23 protein-coding genes and 1 other RNA gene are annotated in these 21,144 nt (G+C 64.6%); 12 read left to right on the top strand and 12 right to left on the bottom strand.

The window, feature by feature from the left end:
* Positions 1–87 precede the first annotated feature (87 nt).
* From WN72_RS36670 to WN72_RS36655, 4 genes are all read left to right on the top strand, one after another.
* Positions 88–3,720 (top strand): AsmA family protein, encoded by a 3,633-nt coding sequence (locus WN72_RS36670; RefSeq protein WP_092212591.1) that lies wholly within the window; start codon positions 88–90, stop codon positions 3,718–3,720.
* A 368-nt stretch (positions 3,721–4,088) separates the two neighbouring features.
* Positions 4,089–5,207 (top strand): DUF2336 domain-containing protein, encoded by a 1,119-nt coding sequence (locus tag WN72_RS36665; protein WP_092212589.1) that lies wholly within the window; start codon positions 4,089–4,091, stop codon positions 5,205–5,207.
* 27 nt (positions 5,208–5,234) lie between these two features.
* Entirely contained in the window at positions 5,235–5,480 is a 246-nt protein-coding gene (locus WN72_RS36660; protein WP_027560547.1) for a hypothetical protein, read from the top strand.
* Positions 5,481–5,693: 213 nt separating this feature from the next.
* Positions 5,694–5,921 (top strand): hypothetical protein, encoded by a 228-nt coding sequence (locus tag WN72_RS36655; RefSeq protein WP_027560546.1) that lies wholly within the window; start codon positions 5,694–5,696, stop codon positions 5,919–5,921.
* Positions 5,922–6,034: 113 nt separating this feature from the next.
* On the opposite strand, the gene WN72_RS36650 is transcribed toward WN72_RS36655, so the two are convergent.
* Positions 6,035–6,268 carry a hypothetical protein gene (locus tag WN72_RS36650; protein WP_027560545.1) on the bottom strand — a complete coding sequence of 78 codons (234 nt, stop codon included), beginning with the start codon at positions 6,266–6,268 and terminating at the stop codon, positions 6,035–6,037.
* 161 nt (positions 6,269–6,429) lie between these two features.
* Between WN72_RS36650 and WN72_RS36645 the strand changes: the two genes are divergently transcribed.
* Together WN72_RS36645 and WN72_RS36640 are read left to right on the top strand one after the other, a co-directional pair.
* Positions 6,430–6,801, top strand: a complete 372-nt coding sequence (locus tag WN72_RS36645; protein WP_027560544.1) for a cupin domain-containing protein — start codon at positions 6,430–6,432, stop codon at positions 6,799–6,801.
* A gap of 255 nt (positions 6,802–7,056) precedes the next feature.
* A complete protein-coding gene (locus WN72_RS36640) occupies positions 7,057–7,542 on the top strand; it encodes a YkgB family protein (RefSeq protein WP_027560543.1) in 486 nt (161 codons plus the stop codon).
* 15 nt (positions 7,543–7,557) lie between these two features.
* On the opposite strand, the gene WN72_RS36635 is transcribed toward WN72_RS36640, so the two are convergent.
* Positions 7,558–8,055 (bottom strand): GNAT family N-acetyltransferase, encoded by a 498-nt coding sequence (locus WN72_RS36635; RefSeq protein ID WP_092212587.1) that lies wholly within the window; start codon positions 8,053–8,055, stop codon positions 7,558–7,560.
* Between the two features lie 91 nt (positions 8,056–8,146).
* A complete protein-coding gene (locus WN72_RS36630) occupies positions 8,147–9,100 on the bottom strand; it encodes an AraC family transcriptional regulator (RefSeq protein WP_167380606.1) in 954 nt (317 codons plus the stop codon).
* 107 nt (positions 9,101–9,207) lie between these two features.
* On the opposite strand from WN72_RS36630, the gene WN72_RS36625 reads away from it, so the two are divergent.
* The 6 genes from WN72_RS36625 (at position 9,208) to WN72_RS36600 (ending at position 13,650) form a co-directional block, all read left to right on the top strand.
* Positions 9,208–9,546, top strand: a complete 339-nt coding sequence (locus WN72_RS36625) for a carboxymuconolactone decarboxylase family protein (protein WP_199820243.1) — start codon at positions 9,208–9,210, stop codon at positions 9,544–9,546.
* 125 nt (positions 9,547–9,671) lie between these two features.
* The gene (gene soxC / locus WN72_RS36620) at positions 9,672–10,943 is read left to right on the top strand and encodes a sulfite dehydrogenase (protein WP_092212581.1); all 1,272 of its coding nucleotides are present in this window, start codon (positions 9,672–9,674) and stop codon (positions 10,941–10,943) included.
* Positions 10,930–11,478, top strand: coding sequence for a c-type cytochrome (locus WN72_RS36615; RefSeq protein ID WP_092212579.1), 549 nt, complete (start codon positions 10,930–10,932; stop codon positions 11,476–11,478). The genes soxC and WN72_RS36615 overlap by 14 nt, the downstream gene beginning before the upstream one ends.
* A 7-nt stretch (positions 11,479–11,485) precedes the next feature.
* The gene (locus WN72_RS36610) at positions 11,486–11,956 is read left to right on the top strand and encodes a DUF302 domain-containing protein (protein ID WP_092212577.1); all 471 of its coding nucleotides are present in this window, start codon (positions 11,486–11,488) and stop codon (positions 11,954–11,956) included.
* A 42-nt stretch (positions 11,957–11,998) separates the two neighbouring features.
* On the top strand, positions 11,999–12,316 hold the full coding sequence (locus tag WN72_RS36605) for a hypothetical protein (protein ID WP_027560537.1): 318 nt from the start codon (positions 11,999–12,001) through the stop codon (positions 12,314–12,316).
* Between the two features lie 578 nt (positions 12,317–12,894).
* Positions 12,895–13,650, top strand: a complete 756-nt coding sequence (locus tag WN72_RS36600) for an outer membrane beta-barrel protein (protein WP_027560535.1) — start codon at positions 12,895–12,897, stop codon at positions 13,648–13,650.
* A gap of 94 nt (positions 13,651–13,744) precedes the next feature.
* Here the strand turns inward: WN72_RS36600 and WN72_RS36595 are convergent, their stop codons facing one another.
* The 9 genes from WN72_RS36595 to ssrA form a co-directional block, all read right to left on the bottom strand.
* Entirely contained in the window at positions 13,745–14,428 is a 684-nt protein-coding gene (locus tag WN72_RS36595) for a helix-turn-helix domain-containing protein (protein ID WP_092212575.1), read from the bottom strand.
* Positions 14,429–14,792: 364 nt separating this feature from the next.
* Complete coding sequence (locus WN72_RS36590; protein ID WP_092212573.1) at positions 14,793–15,245, bottom strand: hypothetical protein; 453 nt, start codon at positions 15,243–15,245, stop codon at positions 14,793–14,795.
* 321 nt (positions 15,246–15,566) lie between these two features.
* On the bottom strand, positions 15,567–17,441 hold the full coding sequence (gene feoB / locus WN72_RS36585; protein ID WP_092212571.1) for a ferrous iron transporter B: 1,875 nt from the start codon (positions 17,439–17,441) through the stop codon (positions 15,567–15,569).
* A gap of 38 nt (positions 17,442–17,479) precedes the next feature.
* Positions 17,480–17,755: a FeoA family protein gene (locus WN72_RS36580; protein ID WP_027560531.1), complete on the bottom strand. Its 276-nt coding sequence runs from the start codon at positions 17,753–17,755 to the stop codon at positions 17,480–17,482.
* 113 nt (positions 17,756–17,868) lie between these two features.
* The gene (locus WN72_RS36575; RefSeq protein WP_027560530.1) at positions 17,869–18,123 is read right to left on the bottom strand and encodes a ribbon-helix-helix domain-containing protein; all 255 of its coding nucleotides are present in this window, start codon (positions 18,121–18,123) and stop codon (positions 17,869–17,871) included.
* The gene (locus WN72_RS36570; protein ID WP_027560529.1) at positions 18,120–18,308 is read right to left on the bottom strand and encodes a DUF4169 family protein; all 189 of its coding nucleotides are present in this window, start codon (positions 18,306–18,308) and stop codon (positions 18,120–18,122) included. Before WN72_RS36570 ends, WN72_RS36575 begins: the two co-directional genes overlap by 4 nt.
* A gap of 276 nt (positions 18,309–18,584) precedes the next feature.
* Positions 18,585–20,015 (bottom strand): class II fumarate hydratase, encoded by a 1,431-nt coding sequence (gene fumC, locus WN72_RS36565; RefSeq protein ID WP_092212569.1) that lies wholly within the window; start codon positions 20,013–20,015, stop codon positions 18,585–18,587.
* Between the two features lie 89 nt (positions 20,016–20,104).
* Positions 20,105–20,623 (bottom strand): SspB family protein, encoded by a 519-nt coding sequence (locus tag WN72_RS36560; protein WP_027560527.1) that lies wholly within the window; start codon positions 20,621–20,623, stop codon positions 20,105–20,107.
* 117 nt (positions 20,624–20,740) lie between these two features.
* Positions 20,741–21,108: a transfer-messenger RNA gene (gene ssrA, locus WN72_RS36555) on the bottom strand.
* Positions 21,109–21,144: the final 36 nt, after the last annotated feature.

Raw genomic sequence — 21,144 nt, 5'->3', positions numbered from 1 at the left:
CCACACTTGGCCCTATATAAGGGGGCTGTTCCGGCGCGCCTGAGGCCCTCAGGTTTGGCCCGGGCCGGTTTGGCCGAGGGGAGACCCGTGCAGACGACGCTGCTCGGATTAGCGATTGCCTTCATCATTGCGCTGCTGGCCGCGCTGATCGGGCCTTACTTCATCGACTGGAACCAGTTCCGGCCCCAGTTCGAGGCGGAGGCGAGCCGCATCATCGGCGTGCCGGTGCGGGTGGCAGGCGAGCTCGACGCGCGGCTCTTGCCGGCGCCGACCCTGCGGCTGCGCTCGGTCACCTTCGGCGGCAACAACGATCTCGGCCGCCTGCGCGCCGACAAGCTCGACGTCGAGTTCAGCCTGGGCTCCCTGATGCGCGGCGAATGGCGCGCCACCGAGCTTTCGGTCAATGGCATGGCGGTCGATCTCGGCCTCGATGCGCGCGGGCGGGTCGATCTGCCCTCGACCGCGAGCGGCACCTTCAACCTCGCCTCGCTCGCGATCGAGCGGCTCAACCTCACCGGCCGCATCGCCCTGCACGATGCCGCCAGCCGCTCGACGCTGGAATTGAACGACATCGCCTTCTCCGGCGACGTCCGCTCGCTCGCCGGCTCGGTGCGCGGCGACGGCAGCTTTACGGTCGGCCGCTCGCGCTATCCGTTCCGAATCTCGTCCGGTCCGAGCGCAGACGGCAGCGCCACGCGTCTGCATCTCAACGTCGATCCTGGCGAGCGCCCGATCCTCGCCGATCTTGAAGGCGTGCTCGCCTTCGACAACCGCCAGCCGAAATTCGACGGCGCGCTGACGCTCGCGGTGCCCGCGGCCAAAAGGCCGGGCGAGGCCGGCCCGACGCCGTGGAAGCTCACGACAAAACTCAAGGCCGATCCGGCCGGCGCCAAGTTCGAGCAGGTCGATGCCAGCTTCGGTGCGGAGGACAGCGCGCTCAAGCTCGGCGGCGTCGGCGATCTCAAATTCGGCGCCTCGCCGCTGCTGCGCGCGGTGCTGTCGGCGCGCCAGGTCGATGCCGACAAGCTCGCCGGCAAGGACGACGCCGAGCCGCTGCGCATCCTGCCGGCACTGCGCGCCGGGTTAGCTGCGATCCCGCAGGCGCCGATCCCGGCGCAGATCGAGTTCAACTCCGACCAGATCATGCTTGGCGGCCGTCCGCTCCAGAACATCGCCGCGGAGCTTTCGACCGACGGACGGTCCTGGACTTTCCAAAAGCTCGAATTGCGTGCTCCCGGCATGACGCAGCTCTCGCTCAACGGTGCGACGCCCGGCGCCGACAGTTTCAGCGGCCGCCTCAGAGTCGAATCGTCCGATCCGGATACGCTGGTGGCCTGGCTCCTGGGCCGCAGCGAGATCAACCGTCGCAGCACGCGGCCGCTGCGCCTGTCCGGCGATGTCACCGTCGCCGCCAATCATCTCGCCGTCGACAAGTTGAAGGCCGAGATCGAGGGCGGCGCGGTGGAGGGCCGCATCGCCTTCGTGCAGACAGGCGCGAGCAAGGGCTCGCACATCGACGCCGAGATCAAGGCCGATCGCCTCGACCTCGATGCCGCCGCAAGCTTCGTGCGCGCGCTCGCCGGCCCGCAGGGCGAATGGCCGGAGGAAGCAAAACTCTCGCTCGATATCGGCCGCGCCATCTCTGCCGGCCAGGAGCTGAAGCCGTTCGCGGCCAAGCTCGGCTACGGCCCGGCGGCGCTGTCGCTGGAGCAGTTGCGGTTCGGCCAGGCCAGCGGTGTGACCACGGAGGCGAGCGGCAGTTTCGATCGCACCAAAGCGACCGGCAAGCTCGCGCTGAAATCCTCCGCCAATTCGCTGCGCGAGCTGACCGCGCTGATCGAGCCGTTTGCGCCTTCGGCGCGCGCACGCTTCGATGCGCTCCCGTCGGTGTCGGGCGCGACGCGCCTCAAGCTCGACCTCAGCCTCGACAAGAACGCCGAACATGCCGATCGCAGCAACGCCCGCGCCGTGTTCGACCTCGACGCGCCGCAGCTCAAGGCAAGCGCAACGCTGACCGCGCAGACCCCGGTCGCCGCCGTGAGCGGTATCGATATCGAGACGTTGCGGAGCAGCGACTTCACGCTGGACTCGAAAGTCTCGACACCGCAGGCCGGCGCCTTGCTGGCGCTGCTCGGGCTCGACCGCATCGTGGCCGCAGGCGAGGGCGCTTCGCAATTCGAAGGCAAGCTGAGCGGTGCCTGGCGGCGGCCGCTGCAATTGAACGCAAAGCTCAACGGCGGCGGGCTGGACGCGGATGCGCAAGGCAATGTCGAACTCTCGGAGCCCAAAGGCAGCGTGAATTTGCGCGTGCGCAATGCCAATCTGGCACCGCTGTTCGGCACCAGCCCGACCGACAAATCGGTGCAGAGCGTCAACCTGTCCGCGCGCGTCGCCCTGTCAGGCAACCGCCTGACGTTCGACGATTTCGACAGCAGCTCGGCCGGCTCGCATCTGCGCGGCCATCTCGCGGTGACGCTCGACCCGGAGAAGAACGTCGAGGGCGAAGTCGGCCTCGACTCACTCGATCTCATGCCTGCGCTCGCAATGGCCGTTGGTGCTGCCGGGCGTGATGCCGGCGAGCCGCTCAGCGCGGGGCTCATCAGTGGCTGGCGCGGCCGGATCGCCTTCCAGGCGCTGCACGGCAATTTGCCCGGCGGCATCGAGCTGCGTCCCGTCGGCGGCATCCTCAGGAGCGACGGCCAGTCGCTCGCGCTCGATGGCCTCAAGGGCGGTCTCGGCGGCGGCGAGATGTCGGCGAGTTTTGATGCGCGCAACGGCGCCAATGGCCTTGCGCTGAGCGCGCGCATCGAGCTCAGCAATGTCGATGCGGCGAGCTTGCGCTACCGCGACCTCGCGCTGCCGAAGGGGCGCGCCTCGGTGCAGATGGCGCTGACGAGCCAGGGCCGCAGCATCGCGGCGCTGACCGGCGCGCTCGCCGGCAACGGCACGGTGACGCTCGAGTCCGCCGAGATATCCGGTCTCAATCCGCGCGCCTTCGAGATCGCCATCCGCGCCAGCGACGGCGGCCAGGTCAGCGACGACAACCGCCTGCGGCAGCTGGTCGAGCCCGCCTTGTCGGCAGCTCCCATCGCGGTTGCCTCGGCGCAGATCCCCTTCACGATCCGCGACGGTCGGTTGCGGGTCGGCGCAACGCCGCTGGAAGCGAAGAATGCGCGCGCCATCGTTTCCGGCGGCTACGACATTCCCGCCGACCAGGCCGACATCCGCGCCAGCCTGACCCCGATCATGACCGGGCTCTCCGGCGCGCCGCCGGAGATCCAGCTATTCGCGGCAGGCCCCCCCGACAGGCTGAGCCGCACCGTCGATCTCGCGCCGCTGTCGTCATGGCTCGCCGTGCGCACCATCGACCGCGAGACGCGCCGATTAGATGCGATCGAGCGCGGCGAGCCGCCGCCGGCGACCGCGGCGCTGCCGACGCTGGTGTCCCCCGATCCGGTGCCGGAGCCGTCGCTGACCGACGTGCCGCTGCCCGGCCGCGACCCGCGTCGTGCGCCGCCGGCCAAGCCAAAGGCCGCGCCGATGCCGAAGGCGCCGCAGGCCGCTCCCGCAGCGCCAAGCCCACCCCTTACAAGCCCGCCGCTCGCAAGCCAGCAGGTCGCCCCCCTGCCGCCGCCGATCGAGGTGAGACCGGCCCCGGGCCCGCCGCCGGCAAAGCCGCGGCCGAAGCCGCCGCTGGTCCTGACGCCGTCGAATCCGTAAGGGCCGATTGGTTTGCGGGGATCGAGCCGCGGGCTTTCTTAACCTCTCCCGCTTGCGGGAGAGGTCGGCGCAAAGCGCCGGGTGAGGGCTCTCTCCTCCAGGGGGCTATCCCATTGCAGAGACACCCTCTCCCCAACCCTCTCCCGCAAGCGTGAGAGGGGGCGCACCTGCCGTGCGGCGGCTTCCCGTCCTGCTCGCCAGTTAACCCATTCCCTCGCATTTGAATGAATTTTGGTCGGCAAAACTGATTTGCTGATTTTACTGAATTCTCGCATCTCAGCTCTAGTGTTGTTCCCAGAGGAATTCGGCGTCCTGCCAGCACAGGCAGGACGGCGCGCCAAGGACGACCAAGAACTGGGGTTATCGAGATGAACGGGGCGAAATCGCTTCTACAGGATCTGGACGACGCGATCGCGCGCGGCACCGACGAGAGCCGCGCCAAGGCGTTGTGGCATGCGACCGACATCCTGATCACGGGCCGCTACAGCGACGACGAGATCAGCATGTTCGGCGAGGTCATCGGCCGGCTCGCCGACGAAATCGAGGTGGCGGCGCGGGCGCAGCTCTCCGAGCTGATGGCGGCCTGCGATCACGCCCCGCTCAACGTCATCGAGAAGCTCGCCCTCGACGACGAGATCGAGGTCGCCGGTCCCGTGCTGCGCGATTCCAATCGCATCGACGAGAAGATGCTGGTCGAGAGCGCCCTGACCAAGGGCCAGGCGCATCTGCTCGCGATCTCGCAGCGCCAGCAGATCGGCGAGGCCGTGACCGACGTGCTGGTCAAGCGCGGCAACCAGGAGGTCGTGACCTCGGTTGCCAGGAACGAGGGCGCGCGCTTCTCCGGCTCCGGCCTGTTGCACATGGTCCGCCGCGCCGAGGGAGATTCGATCCTCGCCGAGCAGCTCGGCCTGCGCAAGGACGTGCCGCGGCACATCTTCCAGCAGCTGATCTCGAAGGCGTCGGAAGACGTGCGCCGCCGCCTCGAGACCGAGCGTCCCGAGATGATGGCGCAAATCCAGAGCTCGGTGACCGAGGTCACCGGCGACCTTCAGTCCAAGTTCGGCCCGTCCTCGCGCAGCTATTTCGTCGCCAAGCGCGTGGTGACGACGCAGTACCGCCAGGGCAATCTCAATCAGGATTCGATCTCGAACTACGCGCGCCAGCACCGCTTCGACGAGGTGCAGATCGGCCTGTCGCTGCTGTCGGCGCTGCCGGTCGACGTGATCGAGCGCGCGCTGATGGACCGCAACCGCGAGATGCTGCTGGTGCTGTGCAAGGCGCTCGACTTCTCCTGGGACACGACGATGTCGCTGCTGTTCCTCGGCGCCAAGGATCACCTGATCACGGCGCGCGAGCTGCAGGACAACGAGCGCGAGTTCGGCCGGCTCAAGATCGAGACCTCGCGCAGCATCTTGAAGTTCTACCAGTCGCGCAAGACCGGCGCGGGTGCCGATGCGGGCCGTCAGCCCGAGCTCCAGGTTCACTGAGCGGAATTCGAGAGGGGAGTCATTGCAATGTTGCCTCAATTCGGCACCGCGGTTCGCAAGAACAAGAACCTCACCAAGGCCGTCACCGCCGATGTCGGCGACGGCGCACCGGACAAGGCGTCGGTGGACGCCGCCTGGCTCGTTCTCGAAGCCGCCAACGATCTCGGCGACCACGCCGCGATCGAAGCCTGCCGCCGCGTCATCGACGCCGAGCTGACCGGCACCGCGGCCCGCAGCTCGGACATCGATCTCGTGCTCGGGTATTTCAGGTAAGACGTCGCAGGATGGGCATCGTCTGCCCATCGGACAGGTTGCAGGATGGCTTCCGTCGTCATTGCGAGGCGCCCGTGCGACGAAGCAATCCAGATTTCCGCAAGGCTCTCCCTCGATTCCGGGCGGGCAATCGCCGAACCGGCGCGGTCGAAAGCGTGCTATCGTACCACCTGGGATAGCACGCGCTATCCCCAGGATATGGGAGAGATAGCCATGAAGACCTTGTCGTTCCTCGTCGTCGGGCTCGCTGTCGCAACCCTTTCGACGTCGCCTGCGAGTGCCGAGTACAAATGCTCCTGGAGCGGCGGCACCATTTCCCCGGTGCCGTGCGCCAAGCGCTATGCTGCCAATTACGAAGCCTGCCGGAAATACGTCATAGAGCGCGGCACCAGCGCGGCCGACGCCATGTGGTGGTGCACGAGCCAGGGTTACACCAAGTGATTTGATGCGTATCGCAATGAGGAGGCCGCCGCGGTCGGCGGCCTCTTCTTTCGTCCAAATGCAAAAAGGCCCCGCCGCAGCGGGGCCTCCTTGCTCACTTGTACTGGTCCGCACTAATCGTCCCAGTCGTGATGTCGGCGAATTACGAAGCCGCGGTCATAGTCGCGGTCGCGGTGGTACCAGCCATGATGCCAGCCGCGGTCATGCTCGTAGATGCGGGCGCGCGGGCCGTCATAATAATCCCTGTCGCCGCCGACATAGACGCCGAAGCCGGCCGCATTGGCGATGGTGGGGGCACCGATTGCAAGCGTCGCTAGCGCCGCAAGAGCGTAAGTCAGCTTCTTCATCTGTTCCTCCTTGGTCTGCATCGTCGCGGAGTCAACGACTGCCGCCATCACCTGTTGCAGGAACAGTAGCGAAACTTTCTTGAATGGCTGTTCAGGTCGGTTGCATTCGCGAGCTCCAGCGAACAAGTTGCAATGGAACTGCAAGAGCAAGCGAGGCACCCATGGATGAACGATCAGACGGTGGAACACGCGCACAACAAGCAGGCTTTGCCGGCGTCACACGCAAGGTTCTCGAGCGTCTTCCCTTGCCCGGCACGCAGCAGGAGCTGATGGTCGTCGAGGTCACCTATCCGCCGGGCGGTGTTGCGCCTCTGCACCGGCATCCCGTCGCGGGCGCGATCTATATCGTCGAAGGCGTTGCCGAGTCTGCTTACGGCAGCGACGAGCCGCGGCAATACCGGGCGGGCGAGACGTTGCAGGACCGAGCGGATCTTCCACACACATTGTTTCGCAATTGCGATCCGGACCGACCGCTCCGCTTCCTGACCATCTACGTGCTCGAACCCGGGCGTTCCTACACGATGGAGCCATGAGGTAGCCCGTAGGATGGGTAGAGCGAAGCGAAACCCATCATTGCCTGCCGAGCGTACTGAAGCGTGATGGGTTTCGCTTCGCTCTACCCATCCTACATGCTGTCGCTCGCTGTCCACGAACACGCGCATCGCACGCAGCTGTGATCTTTGAACCGGCCAGGCGCGGGTAACACCGGAAGCTCCTCTCCGTATAGCCCGTAGCGAACGCTTTCGTTCGCCAGCAGATGCGCGCGCAGTCCGGGGAGACATCGTCACATGCAAGGGTTCAATGTCGCCGAGAGCGGTGGCGGTTCTTATCGTCCGCTCGCCATCCTTCGCTGGGTCATGGTGATCATCTTTATCTCGTTTGGAATGCAGAAATTCACGCTGCAATCCGCACAGGGCATCGCCCAGTTCATCACCAACAGCCCGTTCATCTCGTGGCTGTCGGTGTTCGGCCTGAGGGGCGAGGCCTATTTCCTCGGTGTCGCCGAATTCGTGATCGCGGCGCTGCTCGTGGCCGGCAGCTTCAGTCCGATCTTGTCTGCGGTCGGTTCATTCATGGGCGTCGTGACCTTCGCGATCACGTGGTCATTCTTCTTCACGACGCCGGGCGTCGTGACATGGAGCCTCTCGACCGATCCGATGGCCTGGAATCTGGCCGGAGAGTTCCTGTTCAAGGACATCGTGCTCTTGTGCGTCTGCGTCGTGCTGTTTCTGGCGTCGCTGCCGCAATCAATCGTTCGGTCGCGCACCGGCTGAGGGTGAATCCGCCTTTCACCGCCGGATACGGTAGATCACCACGTCCTCGCCGCGATGAATCGTGCTCTTCTCCAAAACGTAGTTCGCCTTCTCCAGCACGCGGCGGGAGGCGCCGTTTGCGAGGAAGACCAGGCCGATGAGGGACGACAGCTCGAGTTGCGACAGCCCGATCTCCGTCAGTGCGGTCGCGATCTCGCTTGCCAGTCCCTGGCCCCAGAACTCGCGCTTGAACGTGTAGGCGATCTCGATCTCGTCGATGTCATCGACGACGATGTGCCGGATGCCCGCCCGTCCGGCGAAGGTCCCGTCTTTCGTGCGCAGGACCCACAGCCCAAAGCCGTGCTGGTCCCAATGCGCCATGTTGACGGCGAGGTATTGCTTCGTCGCCTCCGCCTCCCGCACCCCGCCGAGATAGCGGGACACCTCGGGATCGAGATGCAGCGCGACGAGATCGTCGAGGTGACTTTCGTTCAGCCGCTCGGCGGTCAACCTCGTCGTGCTGAAGCCATTCATGGAAAAAGACTGCCGCTTTGGAGATGGCCAGCGATGCCGAGGCCGACGCTGCCATCTGCCGCTGTTTTGCCCGGCGGGTCAATCGGCGCGCTCAGCCCGCCGTGCCTTGCTGATGGCCAGGCCCCGCCACTCTCAGGGCACTGGGCCGCAGGCCGTATCTGCGCATCATGGCCTTGCTCAGGGCGCTTTCGGACGCGTACCCGACCTCGCCGGCGATCTTTGCGATCGGATCGGAGGTGCCGGCCAGCCGCTTGCGCGCGATCGTCAATCTCAGATCGGCCAGGAACGTCATGGGCGCGACCCCGGCGCGCTTGCGGAACGCCCGCACCAACGTCGCGCGCGATGAGATGGCGACCGTCGCCATTTCGTCGAGCGTCCAGTCCCTGGCGAGATCGTTGAGGATTGCGGCTACCACGCGGGCCGTGGTGCGGTCCCGCAACAGCGACATCGTCCCGTCCCCGGAGGCCTCGTCGGCGAGATGGTCGCGGAGCATCATGACGAACAGCGCCCGCGCAAGGTCGGCCGCGACCATCTCCGCTCCAACGCGCCCGGCGTCGAGCTCGTCGCGGATGTCGATCAATAGGTGCCGGAACCTTTCCAGCAACGGCTCTCCCGCCGTGCGCAGCACGATCTCGTCGGGAAGGGCCGCGATCAGCGGGTTCTCGTCCGAGGTTTCGAACAGGAAGCGGCCACACAGGAGTTCGGTGTCGACTTCGGCATCGACCGTCGCGCGCTGCCGGACGCCGTTCCGGAGCTCGGTCGAAATCCGTCCGGCAGCACCGTTCCTCTGGCTTCGGACCGCGTGACTGTCGCCGTGCGGCAGCAGGAGGATGTCGCCGGCCTCCAGCCGCTGCGGGCCGAGGCCCGGCCGCTCGACCACGCAAGAGCCGCGGGTGACCATGTGGAATTGCGCCCAGCCCTTGCCGTTTGGCGCGTGTAGCGACTCCCAGCTGCCGCCGAACTTGCAGGAATCCTCGATCACGGGACGGATCCTGAACAGCGGCACCATCGCCTTCAACAACTCCGCCGCGTCCGCCTCCGACATCCTTCTCCCCTTGATCCGCGCGGACATGAGTCCGAGCCGCCCGGCCATTCCACGGAGCGGCAGATCGCATCTAATCTAACGGCATCACGATGAGAAGGAAGCATCTCATGGCCATGCTCGACTGGAACAACTATCGCCGCCAGATCGTCGCCGGTGTCGGCGAGATCGGCAAGCTCGCGCCCGATACGGTCAAGGGCTACGCGACCCTGAGCGGCGCAGGCGCCAAGACAAATCACCTCGATGCGAAGACGCGTGAGCTGATCGCGCTCGCGGTCGCCATCAGCCTGCGTTGCGACGGCTGTATCACCGTCCATGCGGCCGAGGCGAAAAAGCACGGCGCGAGCGAAGCAGAGATTGCCGAAGCGCTCGGCACCGCCATCTCGGTCAATGCCGGCGCCGCGCTGGTCTACGCGACTCGCGCGCATGAGGCGTTCAAGGAAGCGTGAGCCAACGCGCCGACGCTAATTCCTTCTAACACAACCTAACGCGCAATCGTCGCAGCGTCATGTCAGTGTCGCGACATGAGCGTTGCCGTCATTTCGAAAAAGCACGGTTATCGACGGGAGAGCCCATGACGTCCAGAACGCCAACCGAATTGTCACCGCGGCCTGCGAACGTGTCGCGCCGCGGCTTCGTGGGAGGCCTGTCGGCGGGCATCCTTGGCGCGGCCGCAACTGAAGCTGCCGCCGCCGAGACTCTGGCCGACGTGCCCGATCGCGGGCCCGGCGCCGATCTCAGCGCACACAGCGAACGCTCCCGCTTCGCAAAACTCGATCGCATTCCCGAGGCGACGCCGGGGAAGCGCAACGTCGATCCCGGCGATGCCATCAATTCCAAGACGCCGCACCAGAAGCTCGTCGGCAACATCACGCCGACCGACCTGCATTACGAGCGCAGTCATTCCGGCGTGCCCGACATCGACCCCGCGCAGCACCGGCTGCTGATCCACGGCATGGTCTCGAAGCCGCTGGTGTTCAGCGTCGAGGACCTGAAGCAGATGCCGTCGGTCACCCGTGTCGTGTTCATCGAGTGCACCGGCAACGGCTGGGAGAACTGGAAAAAAGCCGACCCTGATATCACGGTGCAGAACACGCACGGCCTCGTCAGCACCAATGAATGGACCGGCGTCCCGCTGAAATTCCTGATCGACCTCGTCGCCAAGGACAAGGGTTCGAGCTGGATGCTGGCGGAGGGCGGCGACGGCGCGGGCGTCGATCGCAGCATTCCACTCACCGACGAGATCGTGAACGAGGCTTTCGTCGCCTACGGGCAGAACGGCGAGCCGCTGCGGCCCGCGCATGGTTTTCCGATGCGGCTGGTGATGCCGGGCTTCGAGGGCAACCTCAACATCAAATGGCTGCGCCGCCTCAAGTTCGGCAACGCGCCCTGGATGACGCGCTGGGAAACGGCGCGCTACACGCAGTTGCTCGCGAATGGCAAGGCGCGGCAGTTTCAGCTGCGGATGGAAACCAACTCCGTCATCACCCAGCCCTCGGGCATGATGCAGATCCAGCCTGGCTACAACCGCATCTCCGGCCTTGCCTGGAGCGGCCACGGCAAGATCGCCAAGGTCGAGATCTCGACCGACGGCGCGAAGACCTGGAAGCCAGCGCAATTGAGCCAGCCGGTGCTGTCCAAGGCGCAGGTGCGCTTCCAGATGGATTGGGTCTGGGACGGCAAGCCGACCAAGATCGTGAGCCGCTCGACCGACGAGAAGGGCAACGTCCAGCCGGACCGGCAGTCCTTCATCGCCGCGATGGGGACCAACGCGCTGTTTCACTACAACGCGCAGCAGACCTGGAGCATCGACGAGGCCGGGAGGGTCCGCAATGTCCTCGCATGACAAGCTCGTTCTCGCCGGCATCCTCTCACTCGGCCTGCTGGCGCCTCCCGCACTGGCGTTTGATTTCGGGCGCCCCGCGACACCGCAGGAGATTAAGCTGTGGGACATCGACGTCAGCCCCGATGGCAAGGGCCTGCCTGACGGCAGCGGCACCGCGGTCCAAGGTAAGCAGATCTTCGCCGACAATTGTGCGGCCTGTCACGGCGACAACGGCCAGGGCGGCATCAAGGATCGCCTCGCCGGCGGACAGGGCACGCTCGCCTCCAACATGCCGGTCAAGACGGTCGGCAGCTTCTGGCCCTATGCGACGACCTTGTTCGACTACATCCATCGCGCGATGCCCTATCCGACGCCGGGCTCGCTCAGCACCGACGAGACCTATGCCGTCACCGCCTACATATTGAGCCTCAACGGCATCGTTCCCGCCGATGGCAAGATCGACAAGGAGTCCTTGCCGAAGATCAAGATGCCCAATCGCGACGGCTTCATTCCGGAGCCGGAATTCGATCCCGCCAAACTGTTCCGCAACAAGTGAGCGGACAATGAGGCTTTCGGCACTGATCAGGATGCTCGCTCTGATCGCGGCGACATGTTCATGGGAGACGCAAGTCATGGCTGCAGACGGACTCATCACCATCAAGAGCAGTTTCGGCCCCGAAGACACCATGAAGCGGCTAGAGGCGGAAGTGAAAGCCAAGGGTCTCACGGTGTTCGCCCATGTCGATCACGCCGCGGGTGCGGCTGCGGTCGGGATGAATTTGCGGCCGACGGATTTGCTGATCTTCGGCAACGCCAAGGGTGGCACGCCGTTGATGCAGCAGGCGCAGACCATCGGTATCGACCTGCCACTGAAGGCGCTGGTCTGGCAGGACGAGCAGGGCGTAACCTGGCTGTCGTACAACGATCCCGCCTTTGTGGCGGGGCGTCATGACGTTGGCGAGCCGGCGAGGGCTGCCATTACCACAATGACCGGCGCGCTGCATGCAATCGCAACCAAGGCCACGGCACAGTAGGCGTGATGCCGTGGCCCTCCTGAGGCACAAAAGGAGAGATCCATGAGTGTTACACATGATCAACCGGCACCATCCAACCCGCAAGACGGCAAGCTCGCCCGATGGCTGGTCATCGCGGTGCTGTGCGCGTTGCTCGTCGGCGCCGGCGCGCTCGGCTATCTCGGCTGGGTCAGCACGGATACCAAGGTGCCGGAAGCGGGCTATGTCGCGCTGGTGCTCGGCGTCGTGTTCTCGCTGATCGTCGGCGTCGGCCTGATGGCCTTGGTGTTCTACAGCAGCCGCGCAGGCTATGACGAACCCGCGGTGCTGATCCAGGAGCCGGAAAGCGATCCGGAGGATGGACGCAGCGACCTGCGCTGATTGGACGGCAATTTGCGCCGATGCAGACCGGTTGATGCCGTTTGCTCTGTATTGTCCGGGGGCATCAAATTTGATCTGAATCAAGCAGGCGGATGCCAGCCGTACCACAACGCGTCACTGAGGGTTGGTGACAGTTGGTGCAGCGCAATGATTGCAACGTGGTACGTTACCTTTGAGGTGCAACAGCGGGGCATTCTTCCGAGACAGCGGAGCCCTCGCGAGACAAGGACTTTTCCGACAGAGCAGGAGGCCAAACTCTTCGCGCGCGAAAAGCGCGATGCGGGATGCGCCGTCTTTGCAGGCACGATCAACCCGCACCTTCCAAGGCGATTGATCCCGTCCTCCGGCATCAATGCGTGGCTCGCCGACGAACAGGATGGCGCCGCGACGAGCGGCACTTCGGACACCGACTAAGCACTTTTGCATGCATAGCGATGGCGCTTAGGTGTTGCCATTTTGTTACGGGTCAACACTCCCCCCGCGCGTAAACTTCAGGCTGTTCGCAGACTTTTATGCACGCCAGCCTGCATAAGGGCCTTGCGTCGGACGTAAGAAACTTGAGCAAAGGGGACGAAACGATGAAAAAACTTTCGATCGCGGCGATCGGTTTCGCGGCGCTGAGCATGTCGGCTCCGGCCTTGGCGGCCGATATGGCCGTCAAGGCGCCGCCGCCCGCGCCGGTGGTGGCGGTTTACAACTGGACCGGGTTCTACATCGGCGCCAACGGAGGCTGGGGACAGAGTCACGGTTGCGCGGATTTCATAACGCCCGCGGGCGCCGTCGGAAGCGGTTGCGCCGATCGCTCCGGCGGCCTCGCCGGCGGGCAGATCGGGTATCGCTGGCAAACCAATCAGTTTGTGCTCGGCCTGGAAGCCCAGGGCGATTGGGCCGAGATCAAGAACACGCGCGTCAGCCTGATCGATCCGTTGATCTCGACCACGGGCAAGATCGACGCCATCGGGCTGTTCACGGCCCAACTCGGCTGGGCATGGAACGCCTCGCTGCTCTACGTGAAGGGCGGCGCCGCCGTGACGCGCAATCGCTTTGACATCTTCAACAATGTCACCGGCGTCGGCCTCGCCTCGGCAGGCCACACGCGCTGGGGCGGCGCGCTGGGTGTCGGTTGGGAATATGGATTCTCGCCGAACTGGTCGGTCGGCGTCGAGTACGACCATCTCTGGATGGGACGTGACAACACCACCTTCGCGGGGGTCGTGACGCCCGGCGGGTTCACCCTGACTGGCAGCGGGGTCACGCAGGATGTGGACATGGTCACGCTTCGGTTGAACTACCGCTTCGGCGGTTTCGGTGCGCCGGTCGCGGCGCGCTATTGATCTGATGTCTTCCCAGTGAACTCAGGCCCCGGCATCGACCGGGGCCTTTTTCATTGGAGGTCGCAACGAGCAGGGATGCCTGTTGCAGCCAGAGTCAGTTCTGGCGGTCGAGCCCGGCGAGTTGCTGCCTGTCCACGAGAACAATGTGGCGCTGGCTATTGTCGATGAAACGAAGGATGCCGAGCTCGCGCAGATGCGACAGCGATCGCGAGACGGTCTCGATCGTCAGGCCGAGATAGTCTGCTATGTCGCGCCGAGTCATGGGCAGCGCCAGAATGCCTGCGGTGGTGAGCCGCTTGTCCATTTCGATCAGGAAGGCGGCGACCCGCTCCATCGACGTCTTGCGTCCGAGTAGCAGCATATGATCCTCCGCATGCCCAAGATTCGTAGCCGCCATGCGGAGCAGATCTCTGGTCAAGGTGCCGTCATTCTCGGCGGCGGCATCGAGGCTCTCACGCCTGACGCGATGCACGATCGTGTCGACCATGGCTTCCATGCTGAAGCGGTGGACATCGCCGTTCTCCAGCCCAAAGAAGTCGCCGGCAACGTGGAAGGCACCGATGTGGCGACGTCCGCCGGACAGCAGTTTGCAGCTTCGTACCGCGCCCGACTTGACTTGATAGACAAATTCGATCGGCTCTTTCTCGCTGTAGATCTCGCTGCCGCGTGTGTAGGTGAATTCGCTCAGGCTGATCGTCGGATTTGAGGCGGAGAGTATTCCGAACTCTATGAGCGTATGTGGGCGGGGAAGCGAGGCCGAGGTCTGGGGCATCGGCATTTGTCCAACTCCTCAATCAGGTGACGATCGGGTTTGCCAGCCACGGCGCATGTGACACCGGCCAGTGCCGACCGCTCGAGGTCCGCGCAAAATTCGAGCTTGTTCCAGCGCGGAGCTGGTGACTATCGTCATAAGGTTCATTGTACCAACGGACAGCACGATGCTGCCTTCGACGGCGCGACGTCGGTCGACGCACTGCTTCTGCTCGTCGGGCTCGAGCGTGACGAAGCGGCTGGAGCGATTACGCCGCTCGTAACGGTCTCGGCTGCACGCCGGGCACGCTCGTCAAGGGCGGCGGTGGGATCATGTATGTTTGCCAATAAGTGAGCGAGACCGGAGGTGCGCCATGCGCGCCTCCAACCAATTACCAGTATCTGTACCCGAACCATCCGAACTGCCCCTGCCGAGCCGCAAGGACCATTTGCGGCGGCGCGTGTCGCTTCAACCGCACAGCGGCGTGTTGGGACTTGCGCGCTCGCTTGCGATCGACCGCCGCGCTTGGCGGCGAGTCCGGGCGCGTCATGGCGAGTGCGTTGGCAACCGCCGGAGTTTGGGCCCGGATCATCGGCGGTTTTGCGCGGTCGAGAGGGGCCGCGGCTTGCGCGACCGACACCGCGGGCGCCGCTGCGACGATGACCGGCATGCTGGTATCGAGGATCACGCGTTCGGGCAATTTGCGATCCGAGTGAATGCGTATCGCCGGCCGGTCCGCGGCGCTCTTCTCGGCGATCGGGGCTTTCGGGAGACAAAGGTCCGCAAGGAAGAGCAGGGCGAGCAACGCTGCACCGACCTTCCAGAAGTACGCCAGCAACGACATCTCGCCCGCTCCGCGCCCCCCACAATGGGCCCAGCTTGCGACGACGTTGCACGATTTTGCAATGCGCTGTGAGAACGGGCTTGATTCAAATCAAGCGCGCGAAGAAATCTCCGATGCGGTTACGAAGTTCCTCGACAATTCCATCGTGCCAGTGTTTTGCCCGGCGAAGTAATACAGCCGTCATGCCACTTTTCGATGATGCCATTATGCCGGTGTTTTGCCCGACGTGTCAAATGTATTTCGGATAATACGTAAGACCCCTGATATCGCAGCGCCGGTCTACTGTGCATGGGGTTGTTTTCGAAGTTTGGTTTCGAGGGGCTATCCCGCCCCGAGCGCCACCGCGATGTTGTACGTCACGAGGCTCGCGGCATAGGCCAGCACCAGCATGTAGGCGAAGGTCGCAGCCATCCATCCCCAGCTCCCGGTCTCGCGCCGGATCACGGCGAGCGTGGAGGCGCATTGCGGGGCGAAGATGTACCAGGCCAGCATCGATAAAGCGGTTGCGAGCGACCATTTCGTCGCCAGCACCTGGCCGATCTGCTCGGCCGCTTCCTTGCCGCCTTCGATGGCATAGACGGTGCCGAGCGCCGCGACCGCGACCTCGCGCGCTGCCATGCCCGGGATCAGGGCGACCGCGATCTGCCAATTGAAACCGACAGGGGCGAGCAGCGGCTCCAGCGCCTTGCCGATGATGGCAGCAAGGCTGAAGTCGATCGCGGGCTCGGTTGCGCCCGCGGGCGGCTGCGGGAACGAGGCCAGGAACCAGATCAACACCATCATCGAGAAGATCGTGGTGCCGGCGCGGTACAGGAACATCTTGGCGCGGGTGAAGATGCCGATCGCGATCGATTTCAGCCGGGGCATCTTGTAGTCCGGCAGCTCCAGCATGAACGGCGCCGGCGCATAGTCGCGCAGCATGAAGAATTTGAGCAGGAACGAGACGGCAAGTGCGCTGACGATGCCGGTCGCGTACAGGCCGAACATCACGAGGCCCTGCAGGTTGATGAAGCCCCAGACGTCCTTTGCCGGAATGAAGGCGGAGATGATCAGCGTGTAGACCGGAATGCGCGCCGAGCAGGTCATCAGCGGCGCGATCAGGATCGTGGTCAGCCGGTCGCGCTTGTTGTCGATCACGCGCGTCGCCATGATGCCGGGAATGGCGCAGGCAAAGCTCGACAGCAGAGGAATGAAGGCGCGGCCGTGCAGCCCCGCGCCGCCCATGATGCGGTCCATCAGGAACGCGGCGCGCGCCATGTAGCCGAAATCTTCCAGGAGCAGGATGAACAGGAAGATGAGGATGATCTGCGGCAGGAACACGATCACGCTGCCGACGCCCGCGATTACGCCGTTCTGCAAGAAACTCTGCAACAGGCCGTCGGGCAGGGTGGCTTGCACGAACTCCCCGAGCGTGTCGAAGCCGGACTTGAGCAGGTCCATCGCCGGCTGCGCCCAGGCGAACACCGCCTGGAACATCACGAACAGGATCAGCGCCAGGACGATCAGCCCGCCGACCGGATGCAGCACCACCGCATCGATCCGCGCGGTCCAGGTGTCGGGCCTGGCAGGCAGGCTGACGCAATCGGCGATGATGCGATCGGCCTCGCGCTGGGTGGCGCGCAGCTCGGAGACGCTGAGCGCGCGCCAGCTGTTATCCTGCGGCGGCTCGGCGGCGAGTTTTGCAGAGATCTCGTCGGTCAGCGCCAGCAGGTCGGCGGTGCCGCCCTTGCGCACCGCGATCGAGGTGACCACGGGCACGCCGAGCTCCTTGGCCAGCCGCTCGACGTCGACGGTGATGCCGCGGCGGCTCGCGATGTCGAACATGTTGAGCACGAGGATCATCGGCCTGCCGGTGCGCTTGAGCTCCAGCAGCAGGCGGATGGTCAGGCGCAGATTGGTGGAATCGGCGACACACAACACGAGGTCGGGCACGGTCTCGCCGGAAGCCTTGCCGAGCACGAAGTCGCGGGTGATCTCCTCGTCCGGGCTGCGGCCGCGCAGCGAATAGGTGCCGGGCAGGTCGACCACGGAGACCTGACGCCCCTGGGGCGTGACGAAGAAGCCTTCCTTGCGCTCGACGGTGACGCCGGGATAGTTCGCGACCTTCTGCCGGCTGCCGGTCAGCGCGTTGAACAGCGAGGTCTTGCCGCTGTTGGGCGTGCCGACCAGGGCGAGATGCAGCAGGGGTAATTCCATGTGATCAAAGGCCTTGGGAGCAGATGTCCGGTCGCCAATTAGGCGACGATGATGGCCATGGCTTCGCGGCGGCGCACCGCGATCGTGATGTTGTCGACCCGCACGGCGATCGGGTCGCGCCCGACCAGCCCCTCGTGCAGGACCTCGACCCGGGCGCCCTCGACGAAGCCGAGCTCGATCAGCCGGCTCTCGAGCTCGATATCCGAGAGCGCCGAGCCTGCGTCCTTGGCGGAGAGGTGCTGGATGACGCCGGTATAGCCGCGCTGGGCCAGGCCCAGCGGCATCTCGCGGCGCGTGTCATGGGTGTCGGTCATGCCCTGTATTTTCAACGCAGGGCAGTGAGGTCAAGCGCACGGGTCGGCCGAAGCTGCACCTTAGAGTGATTTTAAAGTGCAGATGCCGAAAGCGTGAGGAAACGCCTCGGCCGCTACTGGGCCGGGACCTTGTCCGGCTGGAGGGCGGCCATGGCGCGGCTCTTGAAGTAGTCGAGCACGAACAGGCGGATCGCCGAGGACAAATTGCCCTGCTGGCGGTTGCTGTCGATCTCGCCGACCAGCTCGGACAGCGTCATGTTGCGCAGGCCCGAAATCTCCTTCATTCCGTTCCAGAAGGCCTCTTCCAGGCTGACGCTGGTCTTGTGGCCGGCGACCACGATCGACCGTTTCACGACGGGCGACTTCATGGCTGCTCCTCGCGATCGATCTGATGCTGGTCCAGATGCGCCTTCGCTTTGTCCGCGCGCGTCTCCTCCGCCGACCGCTCCGCCTTCGAGCGGCCGAACTTCGCCCGGTTGGCGTCCGCCTGCTTCGCCGAGGCTTCCCGCTCGGCGCGCTTCCTGAAACGATTCAGGTTGATGACGTTCCCCATGCCGCGTCTCCATCATCCGATCCTCATCAGGCAGGATGAAACATTCAGAAACAGGGTGGCGCGCTGCGCCCCACAAGACTTGATCGTCATTCGCTCATCCTCGTCAATCGGCCCCTCGGGCCATCAAACGATGAATTTCGCCCGTCAAGGGCAGACGGCGGGCGTAACACGCCGTCCGGCCATTTCATTGACGGTAATCAAATCCCGTCTCTAAAACTGCATATTTCTGAGCGTCGAGCGTCCGTATCATTACGGATGACTATCGGAATTCGGAATTTATCCCGGGCTGGTCATTTTCTCGGGGCGCACCAGGCGGTCGAACTCGTCCGCCGAGACGAAGCCGAGCCGCAGCGCCTCCTCCTTCAGCGTGGTGCCGTTGGCATGCGCCGTTTTGGCCACCTTGGCGGCGTTGTCGTAGCCGATCTTCGGGGCCAGCGCCGTGACCAGCATCAGCGAGCGCTGCATCAGCTCACTTATGCGTTTCTCGTCGGCGCGGATGCCGCTGACGCAATGTTCGGTGAAGGAGCGCGCCGCATCCGCCATCAGGCGGATCGAGTGCAGCATGTTGTAGGCCAGCACCGGCTTGTAGACGTTGAGCTCGAAATGGCCCTGGCTGCCGGCGACTGTGATGGCAGTGTGATTGCCGAACACCTGGCAGCACACCATGGTCATCGCCTCGCACTGCGTCGGATTGACCTTGCCCGGCATGATCGAGGAGCCCGGCTCGTTTTCCGGCAGGATCAATTCGCCAAGCCCCGAGCGTGGGCCTGATCCGAGCAGGCGGATGTCGTTGGCGATCTTGAACAGGCCGGTCGCGACGGAATTGATGGCGCCGTGCGCCAGCACGTAGGCGTCGTTCGAGGCCAGCGCCTCGAATTTGTTGGCGGCGCTGGTGAAGGGCAGCTTCGTAATCCCGGCAACGTGCTTTGCGAACAGCTTGGCAAAGCGCGGCTTCGAGTTGAGGCCGGTGCCGACGGCTGTGCCGCCCTGCGCCAGCGGATAGAGGTCCTTCACCGCGACCTTCAGCCGCGCGATGCCGCTCTCGACCTGCGCGGCATAGCCCGAAAATTCCTGGCCGAGCGTCAGCGGCGTCGCATCCTGGGTGTGGGTGCGGCCGATCTTGACGATCTTGCCGAACTCTTTCTCCTTCTTGCGGAGTGCCCCGAGCAGCTCGCCGAGGGCGGGGACGAGGTCGGCATTGATGCGGCTCGCGGCTGCGATGTGCATCGCAGTCGGGAAGGAGTCGTTCGACGACTGGCTCATATTGACGTGGTCGTTGGGATGCACCGGCTTCTTGGCGCCGAGCTCGCCGCCGAGTAGCTCGTTGGCGCGGTTGGCGATCACCTCGTTGAGGTTCATGTTGCTCTGGGTGCCGGAGCCGGTCTGCCACACCACGAGCGGGAAATGGTCGTCCAGCTTGCCCTCGATCACCTCGCGCGCGGCGCGGATGATGGCATTGGCCCGGCGCTCGTCGAGCAGGCCGAGCTCGAGATTGGACTGCGCCGCGGCGAGCTTGACGATGCCGAGCGCATGCACGAGCGAGATCGGCATGCGGTCGGTGCCGATGCGGAAATTCTGCCGCGAGCGCTCGGTCTGCGCTCCCCAATAACGATCGGCGGGGACCTCGATCGGACCGAAGCTGTCGGTCTCGGTGCGAGTTGCGGCGTTGCGCGCGGGGCGGGTCGTCTTGGCCATGAGCATATCCATCCTGTCGCGCGAAACGCCGCGCGGCCTTCTGATATGCCTCTCTATATAGACAGTTTGGGCGGACGCGACGGCCTAGCGCCCAACCTAGATCATTTCTTGCGGAAACGATCGAGCCGCACGACCTCGGCGCCGCCCTGGCTCGGCGGGGTCGGCTCGTCCGCAGCTTCCGCCGTCTCAGCGGCGGGCGCGGGCACCGACACAGCGGCAGGAGCGGGGGCTGCCGGCAATGTCTCCGGTGCGACCTCGGCAACGTCCGAGGTGTCGAACTGGAGGCCGAACTTCACGGACGGATCGAGGAAGCTCTTGATGGCGCTGAATGGCACCACCAGCCGCTCAGGAATGCCGCCGAAGGACAGGCCGACCTCGAAACGGTCCTCTAGCACGGTCAGGTCCCAGAACTGGTGCTGGAGGATGATCGTCATCTCTTCCGGATATTGCGCGAGGAGCCGCGACGACAGCTTCACGCCCTCGGCCTTCGACACGAAGGTGATGAAGAAATGGTGCTCGCCCGGCAGGCCATGGGCCGCGGCATCGGTCAGCACCTTCCGCAGCACGCCGCGCAGCGCGTCGCGGGCCAGCACATCGTATCGGATATGATCGGTCGCCATGGTGGTCCTGTTACATCCCCGGAGCCGGACCCCGCCGGCCCGACTCGCCAAGCCGCGATAGTACTGCGCCTGACGGGTCAGCAGGAGTCCCCGCCGGAGAGGAAATCAAAAAGTTAAAGTGGAGGCTTCTGTTGCCAGGTGCCTCCGAACCCCGCCTAGCGGAGCTTAACCCGCTAGGACTTTAGAGTGGTCTTTCAAACTGCGTTACGCAGCCTGAGCAACCGGAGCAAAGTTGTCGTTGGCAACTATTGCAGTAGCCCGATAACGGCGGAACAATACCGGGAAAAAGCACGCCCTTTACGCCCTCGTCGATCCTATTTCGCCCCCGCCAAAACTCACCTTGAAGGACTCGAGTCCGATGAGCTTTGGTGGAGGCGCCGGGTACCGCCCCCGGGTCCGAATGGTTTATTACGACGACCGTTTATTTCCATAGCCGGCGAACCGGCACCCCCAATATAGGGGGCAAAGGTTTCAAAAAACAGAAGTTTCGAGCGGCGATCGCGCTGTTCCCTTTGGATAGG

Source organism: Bradyrhizobium arachidis (assembly GCF_015291705.1).
GTDB lineage: Bacteria > Pseudomonadota > Alphaproteobacteria > Rhizobiales > Xanthobacteraceae > Bradyrhizobium > Bradyrhizobium arachidis.
The sequence above is the reverse complement of the archived record's forward strand: the minus strand, read 5'-3'. Positions and strand labels throughout refer to the sequence as shown.